General features: G+C 66.0%; 16 protein-coding genes, 1 tRNA gene and 1 pseudogene. 12 read left to right on the top strand and 6 right to left on the bottom strand.

What is annotated here, in order from left to right:
- Nucleotides 1-273: pseudogene (locus tag LX81_RS18825) on the top strand (IS5/IS1182 family transposase); the annotation flags it as partial.
- A gap of 413 nt (nt 274-686) precedes the next feature.
- Here the strand turns inward: LX81_RS18825 and LX81_RS22585 are convergent.
- Both LX81_RS22585 and LX81_RS18815 read right to left on the bottom strand, forming a co-directional pair.
- Nucleotides 687-902 (bottom strand): helix-turn-helix domain-containing protein, encoded by a 216-nt coding sequence (locus LX81_RS22585; RefSeq protein ID WP_111538836.1) that lies wholly within the window; start codon nt 900-902, stop codon nt 687-689.
- A complete protein-coding gene (locus tag LX81_RS18815; protein ID WP_111538835.1) occupies nt 899-1,123 on the bottom strand; it encodes a helix-turn-helix domain-containing protein in 225 nt (74 codons plus the stop codon). The genes LX81_RS22585 and LX81_RS18815 overlap by 4 nt, the downstream gene beginning before the upstream one ends.
- 79 nt (nt 1,124-1,202) lie before the next feature.
- On the opposite strand from LX81_RS18815, the gene LX81_RS18810 reads away from it, so the two are divergent.
- From LX81_RS18810 to LX81_RS21965, 4 genes are read left to right on the top strand one after another with little or no spacing between them, the layout of a single operon-like run.
- Nucleotides 1,203-1,427 (top strand): hypothetical protein, encoded by a 225-nt coding sequence (locus LX81_RS18810; protein ID WP_111538834.1) that lies wholly within the window; start codon nt 1,203-1,205, stop codon nt 1,425-1,427.
- Nucleotides 1,424-1,627 carry a hypothetical protein gene (locus LX81_RS18805; RefSeq protein WP_111538833.1) on the top strand — a complete coding sequence of 68 codons (204 nt, stop codon included), beginning with the start codon at nt 1,424-1,426 and terminating at the stop codon, nt 1,625-1,627. Before LX81_RS18810 ends, LX81_RS18805 begins: the two co-directional genes overlap by 4 nt.
- A gap of 51 nt (nt 1,628-1,678) precedes the next feature.
- On the top strand, nt 1,679-2,218 hold the full coding sequence (locus tag LX81_RS18800) for a hypothetical protein (protein ID WP_111538832.1): 540 nt from the start codon (nt 1,679-1,681) through the stop codon (nt 2,216-2,218).
- Nucleotides 2,218-2,493: a helix-turn-helix transcriptional regulator gene (locus tag LX81_RS21965; RefSeq protein WP_146259478.1), complete on the top strand. Its 276-nt coding sequence runs from the start codon at nt 2,218-2,220 to the stop codon at nt 2,491-2,493. The genes LX81_RS18800 and LX81_RS21965 overlap by 1 nt, the downstream gene beginning before the upstream one ends.
- On the opposite strand, the gene LX81_RS18795 is transcribed toward LX81_RS21965, so the two are convergent.
- Both LX81_RS18795 and LX81_RS18790 read right to left on the bottom strand, forming a co-directional pair.
- Nucleotides 2,424-3,452 (bottom strand): tyrosine-type recombinase/integrase, encoded by a 1,029-nt coding sequence (locus tag LX81_RS18795; RefSeq protein WP_111538831.1) that lies wholly within the window; start codon nt 3,450-3,452, stop codon nt 2,424-2,426. The genes LX81_RS21965 and LX81_RS18795 overlap by 70 nt on opposite strands.
- Before the next feature lie 135 nt (nt 3,453-3,587).
- Nucleotides 3,588-3,673: transfer RNA gene (locus LX81_RS18790), tRNA-Leu, on the bottom strand.
- Nucleotides 3,674-3,823: 150 nt separating this feature from the next.
- On the opposite strand from LX81_RS18790, the gene LX81_RS18785 reads away from it, so the two are divergent.
- The gene (locus LX81_RS18785) at nt 3,824-4,813 is read left to right on the top strand and encodes a complex I NDUFA9 subunit family protein (RefSeq protein ID WP_170134030.1); all 990 of its coding nucleotides are present in this window, start codon (nt 3,824-3,826) and stop codon (nt 4,811-4,813) included.
- Here the strand turns inward: LX81_RS18785 and LX81_RS18780 are convergent.
- Entirely contained in the window at nt 4,804-5,607 is an 804-nt protein-coding gene (locus tag LX81_RS18780; protein ID WP_111538829.1) for an undecaprenyl-diphosphate phosphatase, read from the bottom strand. The genes LX81_RS18785 and LX81_RS18780 overlap by 10 nt on opposite strands.
- A gap of 224 nt (nt 5,608-5,831) precedes the next feature.
- Here LX81_RS18780 and LX81_RS18775 point away from each other — a divergent pair, with 224 nt between their 5' ends.
- From LX81_RS18775 to gltB, 3 genes are all read left to right on the top strand, one after another.
- The gene (locus tag LX81_RS18775) at nt 5,832-7,265 is read left to right on the top strand and encodes an NAD(P)-dependent oxidoreductase (protein ID WP_111538828.1); all 1,434 of its coding nucleotides are present in this window, start codon (nt 5,832-5,834) and stop codon (nt 7,263-7,265) included.
- A gap of 223 nt (nt 7,266-7,488) precedes the next feature.
- The gene (locus tag LX81_RS18770; protein WP_234822712.1) at nt 7,489-7,935 is read left to right on the top strand and encodes a GFA family protein; all 447 of its coding nucleotides are present in this window, start codon (nt 7,489-7,491) and stop codon (nt 7,933-7,935) included.
- Nucleotides 7,936-8,098: 163 nt separating this feature from the next.
- Nucleotides 8,099-12,655 (top strand): glutamate synthase large subunit, encoded by a 4,557-nt coding sequence (gene gltB / locus LX81_RS18765; protein WP_111538827.1) that lies wholly within the window; start codon nt 8,099-8,101, stop codon nt 12,653-12,655.
- A 40-nt stretch (nt 12,656-12,695) separates the two neighbouring features.
- Here gltB and LX81_RS18760 read toward each other — a convergent pair whose 3' ends face one another.
- Nucleotides 12,696-13,724: a hypothetical protein gene (locus LX81_RS18760; protein WP_111538826.1), complete on the bottom strand. Its 1,029-nt coding sequence runs from the start codon at nt 13,722-13,724 to the stop codon at nt 12,696-12,698.
- Between the two features lie 145 nt (nt 13,725-13,869).
- Between LX81_RS18760 and mtgA the strand changes: the two genes are divergently transcribed.
- From mtgA to queG, 3 genes are all read left to right on the top strand, one after another.
- Nucleotides 13,870-14,610 (top strand): monofunctional biosynthetic peptidoglycan transglycosylase, encoded by a 741-nt coding sequence (gene mtgA / locus LX81_RS18755; protein WP_111538825.1) that lies wholly within the window; start codon nt 13,870-13,872, stop codon nt 14,608-14,610.
- A gap of 63 nt (nt 14,611-14,673) precedes the next feature.
- Complete coding sequence (gene fzlA / locus LX81_RS18750) at nt 14,674-15,339, top strand: FtsZ-binding protein FzlA (protein ID WP_111538824.1); 666 nt, start codon at nt 14,674-14,676, stop codon at nt 15,337-15,339.
- Nucleotides 15,340-15,343: 4 nt separating this feature from the next.
- On the top strand, nt 15,344-16,729 hold the full coding sequence (gene queG, locus LX81_RS22945; protein ID WP_234822708.1) for a tRNA epoxyqueuosine(34) reductase QueG: 1,386 nt from the start codon (nt 15,344-15,346) through the stop codon (nt 16,727-16,729).

Here is a 16,729-nt window from a genome sequence, read left to right as displayed (position 1 = left end):
AACGCCAAACCATGGAAGAAAGACAGCCCGGGGGCAGGTGCGAGAAACGAGGCCCTGCGCGCCATCAAACGCTTCGGTCGGACGCTCTGGAGAAGGTGGTCCGGCTACCACCGTCGAAGCCGCGTCGAGACCAAGATGAACTGCATGAAGCTCCTCGGTCAGAAGCTCATGTCCCGCGACTTCGACCGCCAGACCGCCGAACTCCAAGTTCGCATCGCCATCCTCAACCGCTTCACCGCCCTCGGCATCCCCGTCACGCAGCCCGTCGGCTGACCTCAAACGAAGAAAGGGGAAGTCCCTCCGTCAGGAGATTTGCGCAACAAGGCCCGTTGAAGGCAACTAAGGATAAGTCAAGGATTTACATCGGAACGTTTCATCGATCCGCCGGTCGCCAAACTAAACGTCTTTTGGCCAGGGACCAACTCCTACGCGTCCATCAATGAAGCCTGCGATCATGCGATGGGGCCTGCCATGAACCCCACAAAACGCTCCTACTGACCTCAGTAGTGCTACGGCCGGCAGATTTATCACCGTGTCGCGCATGATCTTATGCCTTCAGCAGGTCAACAGCAGGCACCTTAGATATTATCCTGATAATCTGATAAGACAAGGTTTCTTCGTCAGGGATCGCAGCTTATAAGTTAACGCCTCGTACCGCCTTCGAAACGTTCGTCTAAACACCAGTCTTACCCCTGGTCCGCCACGTTCCCCTCGATGAACTCCACCCCAGCGGCTTCGAGCGTCGCTCGTATCGGCACCAAAGCAGGTACGGCACCGGCATCCCGGCCTTCTTCGATTGCCTGATACATGGGAAGAGGAATACCGGCAGTTTCCGCAACCCGCGCCTGCGACCAGCCGAGTCCAGCGCGGGCCATCCGGAGCTGCGCTGCAAAGGACATCATCGCCGCAACCTCACCCCGGCGCCACCGCCATTCTCCTCGATGAACTCGACGCCTGCAGCTTCGAGGGCCGTGCGGATGGCGGCAAGTGTTGCGTTTCGTGGTGCGCGCTGTCCCTTCTCAAATGGGATGATGCTAGAAACCGCTACCCCGGACCTTTTCGCGAGCCCATCTTGCGATAGCCCAAGCATCGCCCGGGCGGCCTTACACTGTTGCGGCGTCATGTTGTAGTTTTCCTCTTGCTTCGCATTCGGCGCGGAGTTAGATATTTTCTACAATTAACCCAGCCAGGAGAACTCGGCAATGACCGATCATCACCCCTTAGCGGGGAACGCCCGCGCTCGCCCTTCGCTCAAAGACTGCCAGAATGACGCCGTGCAGTTAGCCGGATGCCTTGAGGCTCTCGACCTCATGGGAAGTGAGATGAACCCGGCCTATGGCAACGCCATTGCGTCGGTGACGGTGGTAGCTCTCGATCTCGCGAACAAGCTTGCCAACAGCCTTGACCGCGTGGAGGGCGCGGCATGAATTCCGACATCGATCCTGAGCGTCGAGCTTACCAGGTCTCCGCGCTTATCCGCTGCATGATGCTTGCCGAAGAGAACGAAACTTCAGGTCTGGACTGGAAGGGCACAACGGAGGTTCTGGCACTGGCCGCCGAACTGATGGGGCCGGTCATCGACGCGCTGGACGAGAATAAGCGAGGGCGAACACAAAAGGTCTCTTGACCTTCTACCTGCGATCCTGTTAGAAGGTCATGAGACCTTTAGGATCGTCGCATGATGTCAATTTACCATCGCATGTTTACCGCTAGGGAAGTGATCGCGGCTGCCGACATCAGTATGTCCACGCTGCAAAACTGGCTTAAGCGGAACGTGATCGTCGGTCACAAAACAATCGAAGGGGGCGGCGAACGCGGGAAGCATCGCCGCTTCTCATGGTACAACGTAATGGAAATTTGTGCTGCCGCAGCACTTGTTCGTGCCGGGGTCTCGGACCTTGGTTTGGCGTTCGCCGCAGGCATGAAGTTCGGACACAATAATCCGCAAGCGCGAACCCGAGCCCCACAAAGGGCGATAGCCATGCCGTATGAGACCTCCCATGGCGGTACCCTGCTTATTGCAGCGGGAAACAGGTCTAATGTCGTTTGCCATAAAATTGGCGCTGATCCCATTACCGCAGTCCGGGCCGAACTGGGGCAGCCTGAGGCATTCATAATCATCGACTTGTTGCAAATGTTCGGTCGGGCTTGCGCTGCGCTAAACTTGAATCCTCAGGCGATCTTGATCGAGGCTTATGCAGAAGAGAGAGACGACTAATGGCCGCCGTGATCGTCGTTTCCCCCGACGAGCTGCGTTCCCTCGTTGTCGAGGCGGTGCGAGAGGCGATGCAGACGACAAAAAAGCCAGAAGCATGGTTGCCAGTTCCGAACGTTGCTGAGCGCCTTGGCAAAAGCGAAAGAACGATCCGAGCATGGATCAAGGACGGCCGGTTTAATCGCGTCAGCGGCGGCAACGGTTGTCCCTATTTGATTTCATCACTGGAAGTCGAAGCGTTGAGCCGTTCTGCCAATTCGTCGCCGGAAGCCTCGTAGTACGTCAGCAACTCATTCAGGTTCCTATGCCCCGTCACTCGCGCAAGATCCAAAATTTCCAGGCGCTTCGCGAGGCGGGTGATACCTTCGTGTCGCGAGTCGTGGAAATGAAGGTCATCGACCTTGGCCTTCACCACCGCCAGCCGGAAACGGCTGTCGCAGCTGTCGCTGTCGATCGCGAAAGGGTGGGCGTCCGCATCCTCGATCCCGTTCCGAACCTTGTTGAGTATCTCGACAGCCCGGACAGTCATCGGGACGTGGCGGGCGTGTTCGTTCTTCGTCTCTGGCGGGCGGACGACGCTCCCGGTTATGTCACGGTTTCTCATGTTGAGGATCTCGCCCGATCGCATAGCCGTCTCGATGGCGAAGAGGAAAGCCGCTCCCGTGATCTGCTTCTCGCTGACCCACGGTTCGGACCCGAGGTCGAGAGCGGCGCTTACTTTCTCGATCTCGTCGGGCAGGACGCGGCGCTTACGTCTCCTGCCGCTGGGAGGGCGCTTCACTTTTGCCATCGGATTGGTCGGGATAAGCTCCCACTCGTCAACGGCCGTGACGAAGACATGCTTCAGGAGGTTCATCTCCCGCTTGACGCTGGCGGGCTGGACCTCCCCAAGCCGGGTATCACGCCATGCGACGAGATCGGCACGGGAAATCTCACCGATAGTGTAATTCCCCAGGGGCCTCCCGTTCGCAATGTCGCGCTTGAATCGGGCAAGGCGGATGACCTCCCATCGCTCGCCCTTCTTTCCCCTGGACCGTTCACGGGCGTAACGGTCGAATACGCTGGCAAGGGAATCGTTGCTAGTCGTTCCGCTGGACAGCCCGACCTCGAACTCCTGAGCCCATACTTGGGCCTCTCGCTTGCTTTTAAAGGTCTGGGCCTTGCGGACGGTTTCACCACCGACCTTGCGGGCCACCTGAGCCTGCCAACCGAACTTCGTTTTTCTGAATGTGGCCATGCCGAGGATCGTAATCGCGTCGTAGCGGCATGGACAATAACTGGGTCGCGGACTTGCCGTGACCTTCCTCCGACCAGCACAAACAGAGGCCAAAGGTAAAACAATGGAAGAACGTCACGCCATCACGGAAAGGGATGGTGCCCAGGAGAGGACTCGAACCTCCACGTCCATACGGACACCAGCACCTGAAGCTGGCGCGTCTACCATTCCGCCACCTGGGCAGGTCACGTGAAGCCGCGACTTATCCGCTCGTCCGGGGGGTGTCAACGCCCCCCGTGATGCCCGTCGCGGGGCGCGCGAACGGGCTTAGGCACTTGTCCCCCCACGTGGTGCGCCCTAAACCCGGGGAAAGTCGCGAAAGGGGAGCGGTCATGACGGATCTGGTCACGATCTTCGGCGGTTCGGGGTTTCTCGGTCGCTATGTCGCACGCCGGATGGCGCAAGCCGGGTGGCGGGTCCGTGTCGCCTGCAGGCATCCCAACGACGCGCCTTTCGTGCGCCTCTACGGGGTGGTCGGGCAGGTCGAGCCGGTCTTTTGCAACATCCGCGACGACGATTCCGTAAGGGCCGTGACGCGCAACTCGCGGGCGGTCGTCAATTGCGTCGGTATCCTCGCCGAGTCGGGACGGCAGAGTTTCGACGGTTTGCAGAGGGCGGGTGCCGAGCGGATCGCCCGGATCGCCGCGGAGGAGGGGGTCGAGCGGCTCGTGCAGGTTTCTGCGATCGGCGCGGAAGCCGAGGGGCGCAGTGACTATGCCCGGACCAAGGCGGAAGGAGAACAGGCGGTGCGCGACGCGTTTCCCGACGCCGTGATCCTGCGTCCGTCGATCCTCTTCGGCCACGAGGACGAGTTCTTTAACCGCTTCGCCGCGATGTCGCGCCGCTCCCCGGTCGTTCCGCTCGTCGGCGCGAACACGAAGTTCCAGCCGGTCTATGTCGACGACGTGGCCCACGCGATCGAACGCGCCGTGCTCGGCAAGGCAGAGCCGGGTCTCTACGAACTCGGAGGGCCCGACGTCCGGACCTTCCGCGAGCTCATCCAGGAGATGCTGGTCATCGTTCGCAAGCGGCGGCTGATCCTGGGCGTGCCCTTCTGGGTCGGCCGGATCATGGGGGCGATCTTCGGGTCGTTGTCGCGAGCGACCGGCGGACTGATCGCGGCGCCGCTGACCCGCGATCAGGTGGAGAACCTTGCCCGGGACAATGTCGTGGGCGAGGGGGTCAAGACCTTCGATGACCTCGGTATCGCGCCCACGGCGACGGAAGCGGTGCTTCCGGATTATCTCTGGCGGTTCCGCACCTCCGGTCAGTACGCCTCCATCAAGGAAAGCGCCCGTAACCTGCGCGGAAGTCAGGAATAGGCGATCGCGAGCAGGACGATGCCGAGTGCAAATCGGTAGATCACGTAGGGCGTGAAGCTCACCGATTTCAATAGGCGAAACATCAGTTTCAGGGCCAGGAAGGCCGCGACGAACGCGAAAGCCGCTGCGATGGCACCGTCACGCGCGACGTCCCGGTCCGCAGAGACGATGACGTCGAGGCCGAGGATGACGCCGGAGGCAAGGATTGTCGGTATAGACATGAGCATGGAGAGCCGGGCAGCGTCCTCGCGGGCATAGCCCAGGATCCGGCCTGCCGAGATGGTGATGCCCGACCGGGACGTGCCCGGGATCAGGGCGATCGCCTGCCAGAGCCCCATAATTGCGGCATGGCGCAACGTCCACTCCCCCGCGCTCCGCTCCTCTGTGCCTTTCTGGTCGGTCCAATAGAGCACCGCCCCGAAAATGATGGTGGTCCATCCGATGAGCGCGATCGAGCGGAAACCGGCCTCGATCCCTGTTACTTGGAGAGCGAATCCCACGATCACGACGGGTATCGTCGCGATGATCAGGCAGAGCGCCAGCCAGGCGCCCGGTCCATCGACGCGGCCGCGCAAAAGCGAGGGCAGCCCCGAGAGAACGAGTTTCACGTCGGACCAGAAGAACAGGATCACGGCGCCGAGTGTGCCCAGATGGACGGCGACGTCGATCGCCAGTCCCTGGTCGTCGAGCCCCGTGAGCGCGGGCAGGAGGATCAGATGCCCCGAAGAGGAGACGGGGAGGAATTCGGTCAATCCCTGAAGCGCCGCCACGAGGAGGAGATGGAGCAGGGTCATCGACAAGTCCCGGGAAATTCGGCGGCATCCTACGCAGCGGTTCGCCGGGTGAAAGCGGATAATGCCGCACTGCCGCAGATATTTAGAACCGATACGGACCTGTTATTATGGTAAACGTTGTCAATCCGTGACTGGTGAATGACCTCCTGCCCAAGTTGGGTCAGATAAACTGTCTTTTCATCCCCCGTCGTTGGGGATAGAGGGAGGGGGTTGGAGGGATGTTTATGGCAAAGCAAGCTATGCTCAAGTTCGTGAACGTTGCGCGGGACATGCCGGAGAAGCGTGCACCCGATCTGCGGCGTGGCGACTTCAACGAGATCTACGGCGAGTTCGCGGCGGCGAAGGCGGGCGAGCAGTCGGGGCGGTGCAGCCAGTGCGGCGTGCCCTACTGTCAATCGCATTGCCCGCTGCACAACAACATTCCCGACTGGCTTCGGATGACGGCGGAAGGCCGGTTGCAGGAAGCCTACGAGATCAGCCAGGCGACCAATACCTTCCCCGAGATCTGCGGGCGGATCTGTCCGCAGGACCGGCTCTGCGAGGGCAATTGCGTGATCGAGCAATCGGGTCACGGCACGGTCACGATCGGCGCGGTGGAGAAGTACATCACCGACACCGCCTTCGAGGAGGGCTGGGTGCAGCCGATCACCAATGGCGGCGAGCGGTCGGAGAGCGTGGGCATCATCGGCGCGGGGCCGGGCGGGCTCGCCTGTGCCGACATGCTGCGCCGCGCGGGCGTGCAGGTCACGGTCTATGACCGCTACGATCGGGGCGGCGGGCTCATGACCTACGGCATTCCGGGCTTCAAGCTCGAGAAAGACGTGGTGATGAAGCGGATGGCGCAGCTCGAGGAGGGCGGCGTGACGTTCCGGCTCAATTGCGATGTCGGCCGCGACATCACCTTCGAGGAGATCCGGGAGAACCACGACGCGGTCCTGATCGCCACGGGCGTCTACAAGACGCGGGATCTGCAGGCGCCGGGCGTCGGCGCGGCGGGAATCGTGCGCGCCATCGACTTCCTCACCGCGTCGAATCGCAAGTCGTTCGGTGATCCGGTCGAGGATTTCGACAACGGCAAGCTCAACGCCGAAGGCAAGAAAGTCGTGGTCATCGGCGGCGGCGACACGGCGATGGATTGCGTGCGCACCGCGATCCGGCAGGGTGCGACGAGCGTGAAATGCCTCTATCGCCGGGACCGCGACAACATGCCCGGATCGCAGCGCGAGGTCTCCAACGCGGAGGAGGAGGGCGTGGAGTTCGTCTGGCTTTCCGCGCCCAAGGGTTTCAAGGGCGACAGCGTCGAGGGCGTGATCGTGCAGAAGATGCGGCTGGGCGCGCCGGACGCGACGGGGCGGCAGGTGCCCGAGCTCATCGAGGGGTCGGACTACGTCGAGGAGGCGGATCTCGTCATCAAGGCGCTGGGCTTCGAGCCCGAGGAATTGCCGAAGCTCTGGGGCGTCGAGGGGCTCGAGGTGACGCGCTGGGGCACGGTTCTCGCTGATTTCCAGACCCACGAGACGAGCCTGCCGGGCGTCTATGCCTGCGGCGACATCCAGCGGGGCGCGAGCCTCGTCGTCTGGGCGATCCGCGACGGGCGGGAGGCGGCGCAGGCGATCCTCGCGCAGCTCGCCGGCGGCGCGGCAATGGCCGCCGAGTAGCCCCCGGGCGTACACGCCGCGTACACGGGACGTACACGGCCCGTGCATCAGCCGTACATCCCGCGTACACGGGGCGTACCTCAGCCGTGCAGACGACGTACACCGATCGTGCATCGTTCGTGCAGCGCCTGTACATACATCTCGCGCGATCGGGGCAACGTCCGGTCGAACATGGATCACGCAACAGGTTGCCGATGCTGACCTGCCAACGCTGGAGCGCCGCATGACCGCTTCCGACGAGATCACGCTCTCCGGGCGCTGCCTCTGCGGCGCGGTGGAGATCGCGGTGCGGCCGGAGACGGCGGAGCTCCATGCCTGCCATTGCGAGATGTGCCGACGCTGGACCGGTTCCGCCTTCGTGGAGGTGGATGTGCGGCCCGACGACCTGACCGTCTCCGGGCCGGTCAGGAGCCATGCCTCCTCCGATTGGGCGGAGCGGGCCTGGTGCGATACCTGCGACTCGACGCTCTGGTACCGGCTGACGCTCGAGGGGCACGAACGCTACGCCGTCTCCGCGGGTCTCTTCGACGATGCCGGGGGGCTGTCGCTCGCGAAGGAAATCTTCATCGACGCGAAGCCCGGCGGCTATGCCTTCGCCGGAGCGCGCGAGACGAAGACGCGCGCGGAGATGGAGGCGATCTTCGCGAGCCTCAGTGAGGGCGCGGCATGACCGGAAGCCGACGGACGGGCGCGGATCGCGCCGCGCTGCGGCCGATCTGCCCGGCGCGGTCCTGCCGGGCCTCCGGGAATCACGCATTGGCGGGCATCCGGGCCCGCATCACACGGAACGAATACGCGGCGGACATACCGCACCTGAACGAAGGAAACGCGCCATGACCCGATACGATGCAGACTGGGCCGCAGCCGAATCCGAGCGCCGTGCCTGGATGTCGGAGCATTCGCTCTACCGCGAGGAGGAGGAGCACGCCTCCTGCGGCGTGGGGCTCGTCGTCAGCATCGACGGCAAGAAGAGCCGCCGCGTGGTCGCTTCGGGGATCGAGGCGCTGAAGTCGATCTGGCACCGCGGCGCGGTGGACGCGGACGGGCGCACCGGCGACGGCGCGGGCATCCACGTGCAGATCCCGGTGCGGTTCTTCTACGACCAGATCGAGCGGACGGGCCACAAGCCGCACATGGACCAGCTCATGGCGGTGGGCCAGGTGTTCCTGCCGCGCACGAACTTCAACGCGCAGGAGACCTGCCGGACCATCGTGGAGAGCGAAGTCCTCCGCATGGGCTATTACATCTATGGCTGGCGGCACGTGCCGGTGAACATCGACGTGCTGGGCGAGAAGGCCAACGCGACGCGGCCCGAGATCGAGCAGATCCTGATCTCCAACTCGAAGGGCGTGGACGAGGTGACCTTCGAGCGCGAGCTCTATGTCATCCGGCGCCGGATCGAGAAGGCGGCCGCGGCGGCGGGCGTGCGCGAGCTCTATCTCTGCTCGCTGTCGTGCCGGTCGATCATCTACAAGGGCATGATGCTCGCCCAGGACGTGGCGAACTACTATCCCGACCTGCAGGACGAGCGGTTCGAGAGCGCCTTCGCGATCTATCACCAGCGTTATTCGACCAACACCTTCCCGCAATGGTGGCTGGCCCAGCCCTTCCGGATGCTTGCCCATAACGGCGAGATCAACACGCTGAAGGGCAACCTCAACTGGATGAAGAGCCATGAGATCCGCATGGCGTCCTCGGCCTTCGGCGAGCTTGCCGAGGATATCAAGCCGATCGTCGCGCAGGGCTCGTCGGATTCCGCGGCGCTCGACGCCGTGTTCGAGGTGCTGGTCCGCGCGGGCCGCTCCGCGCCGATGGCCAAGACCATGCTCGTGCCCGAGTCGTGGTCGAAGCAGGCGGGCGCCCTGCCCGAGGCGTGGCGGGACATGTATTCCTATTGCAACTCGGTGATGGAGCCCTGGGACGGGCCGGCGGCGCTCGCCATGACCGACGGGCGCTGGGTCTGCGCCGGGCTTGACCGCAACGGTCTGCGCCCCATGCGCTACGTCGTGACCGGCGACGGGCTCGTCATCGCCGGGTCCGAGGCCGGGATGGTCACGGTCGACGAGGCCAACGTCGTGGAGAAGGGCGCGCTCGGCCCCGGCCAGATGCTCGCCGTGGACATGAAGGACGGCAAGCTCTTCCACGATGTTGAGATCAAGGACAAGCTCGCGGCCGCGCAGCCCTTCGGTGAATGGGTGGGCAAGATCACCGAACTCGACAACGTGCTCGCGGAGGTGACCGAGGCGCCGGTCTTCGAGGGTGCGGAACTCAGGCGCCGGCAGATCGCGGCGGGCTACACGATCGAGGAGCTCGAGCAGATCCTCGCGCCGATGGCCGAGGACGGCAAGGAGACGCTCGCCTCCATGGGCGACGACACGCCCTCCGCCGTGCTCTCCGCGCAGTACCGTCCGCTGTCGCACTTCTTCCGGCAATCCTTCAGCCAGGTGACGAACCCGCCCATCGATTCCTTACGCGAATTCCGGGTGATGAGCCTCAAGACGCGGTTCGGCAACCTCAAGAACGTGCTCGACGAAAGCTCCGCGCAGACCGAGATCATCGTGCTCGACAGCCCGTTCGTCGGCAACGCGCAGTTCGACCGGATGGTGGAGAGCTTCACCTCGCCGATGGCCGAGATCGACTGCACCTTCGAGGCGGGGCAGGGGTTCGGCACGCTGTCGGCGGGGCTCAAGCGGATCCGCGAGGCGGCGGAGGACGCGGTGCGTTCCGGCTCGGGGCATCTCGTGCTGACGGATGCGGGCGCGTCGGAGACCCGCGTGCCGATGCCGATGATCCTCGCCACCTCCGCGGTGCATTCGTGGCTGACGAAGAAGGGCCTGAGGACCTTCTGCTCGCTCAACGTGCGGTCGGCGGAATGCATCGATCCGCATTACTTCGCGGTGCTGATCGGGTGCGGGGCGACGACGGTGAACGCCTATCTCGCCGAGGACAGCCTTGCCGACCGGATCGGGCGGGGGCTCATGGAGGGCTCGCTCACCGAGGCCGTGGCGCGCTACCGCGCGGCGATCGACGCAGGCCTTCTCAAGATCATGGCGAAGATGGGGATCAGCGTCGTGTCGTCCTATCGCGGCGGCCTGAACTTCGAGGCGGTGGGGCTCTCCCGCGCGATGTGTGCGGAGTACTTCCCCGGCATGCTGACGCGGATCTCCGGCATCGGGGTGAACGGGCTGCAGCGCAAGGTCGAGGAGGTCCATGCGCGGGGCTTCCGCGCGGGCGCGGTCGGCGGCGGGGCCACGGTCCTGCCCATCGGGGGCTTCTACAAGGCGCGGCGCTCGGGCGAGAGCCATGCCTGGGAAGCGTCGGGGATGCACATGCTGCAGATGGCCTGCAACAAGGCCTCCTACCAGATCTGGAAGCAGTACTCCGCCAAGATGATGAAGGCCGCACCGATCCACCTGCGCGACCTGCTCGACATCAAGCCCCTGGCCGAGCCCGTGCCGATCGAGGAGGTGGAGAGCATCACCGCGATCCGCAAGCGCTTCGTCACGCCGGGCATGTCGCTGGGCGCGCTGTCGCCCGAGGCACACAAGACGCTCAACATCGCGATGAACCGGATCGGCGCGAAGTCCGATTCGGGCGAGGGGGGCGAGGATCCGAAGCATTTCCTGCCCGAGCCCAACGGCGACAACGCGTCCGCCAAGATCAAGCAGGTGGCCTCGGGGCGGTTCGGCGTGACGGCGGAATACCTCAACGCCTGCGAGGAGCTCGAGATCAAGGTGGCGCAGGGCGCGAAGCCCGGCGAGGGCGGCCAGCTGCCCGGCATGAAGGTGACGGAGCTCATCGCGAAGCTTCGCCACTCGACGCCGGGGGTGACGCTGATCTCGCCGCCGCCGCATCACGACATCTACTCGATCGAGGACCTGGCGCAGCTCATCTACGACCTGAAGCAGATCAACCCGCGCGCCAAGGTGACGGTGAAGCTCGTGGCCTCCTCGGGTGTCGGGACGATCGCGGCGGGCGTGGCCAAGGCCAAGGCGGACGTGATCCTGATCTCCGGCCATAACGGCGGCACGGGGGCGTCGCCCGCCACGTCGATCAAGTATGCGGGCCTGCCCTGGGAGATGGGGCTCACCGAGGCGCACCAGGTGCTCTCGATGAACAACCTGCGGAGCCGCGTGACGCTCCGGACCGACGGGGGCTTGCGCACGGGCAAGGACATCGTGATGGCCGCGATGCTCGGCGCGGAGGAATACGGGATCGGCACCGCCGCGCTCATCGCGATGGGCTGCATCATGGTCCGGCAATGCCAGTCGAACACCTGCCCCGTCGGCGTCTGCACGCAAGACGAGGCGCTGAGGGACAAGTTCACCGGCAACGCGGAGAAGGTGGTCAACCTCATCACCTTCTACGCGACCGAGGTGCGCGAGATCCTCGCCTCCATCGGTGCGCGGTCGCTCGACGAGGTGATCGGGCGGGCGGACCTGCTGTCGCAGACGAGCCGCGGCTCTGCCCATCTCGACGATCTCGACCTCAATCCGCTCCTCATCACCGTCGATGGGGCGGAGAAGATGCGCTACGACCGGGAGAAGGACCGCAACCCGGTCCCCGACACGCTCGACGCGGAGATCGTGCGCGACGCGCAGCGTTTCCTCGACGACGGGGAGAAGATGCAGCTCTCCTACGCGGTGAAGAACACCCACAGGACGGTCGGCACGCGGACGTCGAGCCATATCGTCAAGCGGTTCGGGATGCGCGATTCGGGGCTCCAGCCGGACCACCTGCACGTGAAGCTCACGGGCAGCGCGGGCCAGTCGCTCGGTGCCTTCGCGGCACCGGGCCTGAAGGTGGAGGTGTCGGGCGACGCCAACGACTACGTCGCCAAGGGGCTTTCGGGCGGTACGGTCGTCGTCCGTCCGCCGATGGTGAGCCCGCTCGTCGCGGCCGACAACACGATCGTCGGCAATACCGTCCTTTACGGCGCGACCGACGGCTATCTCTTTGCCGCGGGCCGGGCGGGCGAACGCTTCGCGGTGCGCAATTCCGGCGCGCATACGGTGATCGAGGGCTGCGGGTCGAACGGGTGCGAGTACATGACCGGCGGCATCGCGGTCATCCTGGGCGAGATCGGGGCGAATTTCGGGGCCGGGATGACGGGCGGCATGGCCTTCATCTACGATCCCGAAGGCCGGGCCGAGGCGCAGATGAACCACGAGACGATCGTCACCTGCCCGGTGACGGTGGACCACTGGCACGACATCCTGAAAGGGCTCGTGGAGCGGCATCTGAAGGAGACGGGCAGCCGGCGGGCCGCCGACATCCTTCAGCACTGGGACGAGGAGCTCGGCCATTTCGTGCAGGTCTGCGCGGTAGAGATGCTGAACAAGCTCGACGCACCCATCGCCTACGAGGAGGCGTCCGTCCCGGCGGAATGAGGGCCGGGCGGGGTGTCGGCCCCGCCCGATCCAGGCCCGGTCAGGCGTAGTCGCGTGCGAACCGGTCGGGCTTGCCTGCGAACGCGCCGCCGCAGGCGGCGGCGAGACCCAGGACAGATACCAGCGACAGGAGAAGCGCCGTCGTGGCGGCCGCGTTGCTCGCGGCCTCCGCCGCGTCGAGGGCCTGCTGCTGCGCATCCTCGATGGTCTGGCGAACCTCCGCCACGGCTTCGTCGATCCGGGTCTCGACCTGCGCCACGACCTGCTCCGCCTCTTCGGGCGTGATGCCGGTGCGCCGCTCGAGAACGGTCAGCGCCTCCTGGCGGTCTTCGTCACCCAGTACCGCGCCCGGTCCCGACAGCGTCTCGTCGATGAAGGATTGCAGTTCCTCCCCGGCATTGCCGGGCGAACGGAGGATGTCGGTCAGCGACTGGCGGGCATTGGCCACGACCTGCTGCTGCTCTTCCTCGCTGACGACCTGGCGGAACGATTGCTGCATCTCGTCCTGGAAGTTCTGGGGCGTGATGTCCTGTTCCTCGAGCGCCTGCTGGACCTCGTCGGGGAGCGAGTCGAACGACACCTGGCTCGCGATCTGGGCCGGATCGGGAAGGCTCAGGTTATCGGGCGCGATCGCCTCGACCGCGTTCGACACGCCGCGCGCGGTATTGCCGACGAGGCTCGACGCCGCGCCGAAGAGGGCGTTGCCGCCGAGGATGGCGACCGTCGCGAGAAAGAGCGTGGTGACCGCCCAGACCGCGGCGCCGTGGATGAGCGACGTGACGGGGCGCGGGATCCCGGCGAGGCGGGCCGCGACGTAGCCACCGGCGCCGAGCGCGACGATCTGGGTGATGACGGCATAGATGCCCGCGCCGATGCCGAGGCTGGAGCCGGAGGGCGACTGTCCCGTCGGGTCGATCGTCGAGGCGCCGATGCCGATCCCGAACGTGGTCAGGAGCACCATCAGCGCGGCCGCGATCACCGAGCCGGCGATGATGCCGCCCCAGGAAACGCGCCGGGGCGCGCCGGTGGGGGCGTCCCCGTAGGACGGGGAGGAAGCGGTGTAGGCCATCGGCACTCCAGACATGTTCGATTGTGGCGAAATGGAAACGCGGTGTTCGCGTTTTCACACTCTCAATCTGCTGTGGGGGTGGAAGTTCCCCTGCGTGCGGTGGCCGGGCCCTTGACGCACGCGCCGCGGGTGGGTTGATGGCGCCATGCGGACGAAATCGGAGAAGAAGCGCGGCAAGCCACGGCGGGTCCGGGAGGCCGACGATGCGCCGGTGGGCCGGTTGCGGCGGGCCCGCATCCTGGCGGTGCGCGTGCTCCTCGCCGTGATCGCGCTCGTCCTCGGCTCGGTCGCGCTCTTTTCGGTGGTGAACCCGCCGGTGACGATCACGATGGCGCTCGAGGGGCGCAGGCTCGGCGCGGTGGAGCGGGAGTGGGTGGCGATGGACGAGATCGCGCCGGTGATGGCGCGCTCGGTCGTGGCGGCGGAGGATGCGCGGTTCTGCACCCATTGGGGGTTCGACATGGCCGCGATCCGGTCGTCCATCGCGGCTGGAGGGACGCGCGGCGCGTCCACGATCACGCAGCAGGTCGCCAAGAACGTCTGGCTCTGGCAGGGGCGGAGCTGGCCGCGCAAGGCGCTCGAGGCGGGTCTGACGCCGCTCGTGGAGCTCTTCTGGTCGAAGAGGCGGATCCTCGAGGTCTATCTCAACGTGGCGGAATTCGGAGAGGGCGTGTTCGGCGTGGAGGCGGCGGCGCGGCATTATTTCGGGGTGGGGGCGGACGCGCTCGACGCGGGCCAGGCGGCACGGCTCGCCGCGGTGCTGCCCGACCCGAAAGCGCGATCGGCCGCGTCGCCCTCGGATTTCGTGACCCGCCGCGCGGCGTCGATCCGCGACGGGGCGGCCGTGATCTCGCGCGACGGGCGGGCGGCCTGCTTTCAGGGCTGAGGCTTGAAGCCCGGTGGCGATCGCGTCATGGAGGGCGCGACCCGACGAGCCAGAAGGCCCCCCATGTACCGCCTCTTCCACGTGCCCCTCTCGCCCTTCTGCCGCAAGGTCCGTCTCTGCCTCGCGGAGAAGCGGATCGAGGTGGAGCTCGTCGAGGAGCGCTACTGGGAGCGCGACGCCGACTTCCTACGCCGCAACCCGGCGGGCAAGGTCCCGGTGCTGCGCATCGACGGGACGCATTACGCCGAGAGCGGGCCGATCTGCGAATACCTCGAGGAGGTCCACCGCGACCCGCCGCTCCTGCCCGAAGGCGCCAAGGCACGGTTCGAGGTGCGCCGGCTCGTGGCCTGGTTCGACGGCAAGTTCTTCGACGAGGTGACCTCGAAGCTCCTCTACGAGCGGGTGAACCGCAAGATCATGGGGACGGGCTATCCCGACAGCACCGCGGTGAAGGCCGGGGCGAAGGCGATCAAGTTCCATCTCGACTACATGGCGTGGCTGCTGGACCAGCGGCGCTGGCTCGCGGGCGACGCGCTGACGATGGCCGATTTCGCCGCCGCCGCGCATCTTTCCAGCCTCGACTACATCAGCGACGTGGACTGGACGCGGTCGGAGAACGTCAAGGACTGGTACGCCAAGATCAAGTCGCGCCCGGCCTTCCGCTCCATCCTCGCCGACGTGGTGCCGGGCTTCCGGCCGCCCGCCCATTACGCCGACCTGGACTTCTGATCCCGTGGAGGGCGCGGTCCCTCCCGGCGCCGCGCTGAAGGCGGCGCTCGCGCGGGAGGCGCAGGCGGCGGGCTTCGCGAAGATGGGGGTGTGCCGCCCGGACGCGATCCCGCAGGCCGCCGGGCGGCTCGACGCCTTCCTCGCCGCCGGGCGGCACGGGCAGATGGGCTGGATGGCGGAGCGGGCGGCCTGGCGGCGCGACCCCGCCGCGCTCTGGCCCGCCGCGCGGTCGGTGGTGATGCTCGCCGAGAGCTACACGCCGGATCACGATCCGCTCGATGACGTGGGACTGGCCGAGCGCGGCGCGGTCAGCGTCTACGCGCAGGGGCGCGACTACCACGACGTGGTGAAGAAGCGGCTGAAGCGGCTCGCGCGCTGGCTCGCGGGCGTGGCCGAGGCGGGCGGCTTCGACGGGCCGGAAGGCTGGGTGGCGGTGACGCCGGTGCGGGAGGCGTCCGGGGAGGCACCTGCCGGTCGCGGCATGGGTGACATGCGCGAGGGCGAGGCGGGGAGCCGGGAGGCCCCGGCGCGGGGGCCGGGGCGCCGAGGTTCGGGGCTGGCGGTGTCGCGCCCCGGGCTCGACCCGGGGCCTCGCGGGGACATGGAGCCCGGCGAGGAAGGCGAGACCGGGGACCGGGAGGCGCTTCCAGGCGAAACTGGGAACCGGGTGCCGCTCTCGAAGACGCAGGGGGCGTCATCGAGCGCGCACGCGGCGAAGCCTGCGGTTTCACCGGTCAAGGTCTTCGTCGATACCGCGCCGGTGATGGAGAAGCCGCTGGCGCAGGCCGCGGGGCTCGGTTGGCAGGGCAAGCACACGAACCTGCTCGGGCGCGATCTCGGCAACTGGATCTTTCTCGGCGCGATCTTCACCACCTTCGACCTGCCGCCCGACCGGGCCGAGACGGAGCATTGCGGGTCGTGTCGCAAATGCCTCGACATCTGCCCGACGGACGCCTTCCCCGCGCCCTTCGAACTCGATGCGCGGCGCTGCATCTCCTATCTCACGATCGAGCATCGCGGGCCGGTGGACGAGAGCCTGCGCCCCGGCATCGGCAACCGCATCTATGGCTGCGACGATTGCCTCGCCATCTGCCCCTGGAACAAGTTCGCCGTTGCGGGGCGGGACATGAGATTGGCGCCCGCGCCCGGACGCCGCGCGCCGGAGCTGGCCGCGCTGGCCGGGCTCGACGATGCAGGCTTCCGCGCGGCCTTCTCGGGCTCGCCCATCAAGCGGATCGGGCGCGACCGGTTCGTGCGCAACGTCTGCTACGCGATCGGCAATTCCGGCCGGCCGGCGCTCGGCGCGGCACTCGGGCCGCTCGTCTCCGATCCCGACCCGGGCGTTGCGGACGCGGCGCGCTGGGCTAAAATCCGGCTCGAAACAGGGTAG

The organism is Palleronia aestuarii, assembly GCF_003253995.1.
GTDB classification, from domain to species: Bacteria; Pseudomonadota; Alphaproteobacteria; order Rhodobacterales; family Rhodobacteraceae; genus Palleronia; species Palleronia aestuarii.
This window is presented reverse-complemented; position numbering and strand designations above follow the sequence as displayed.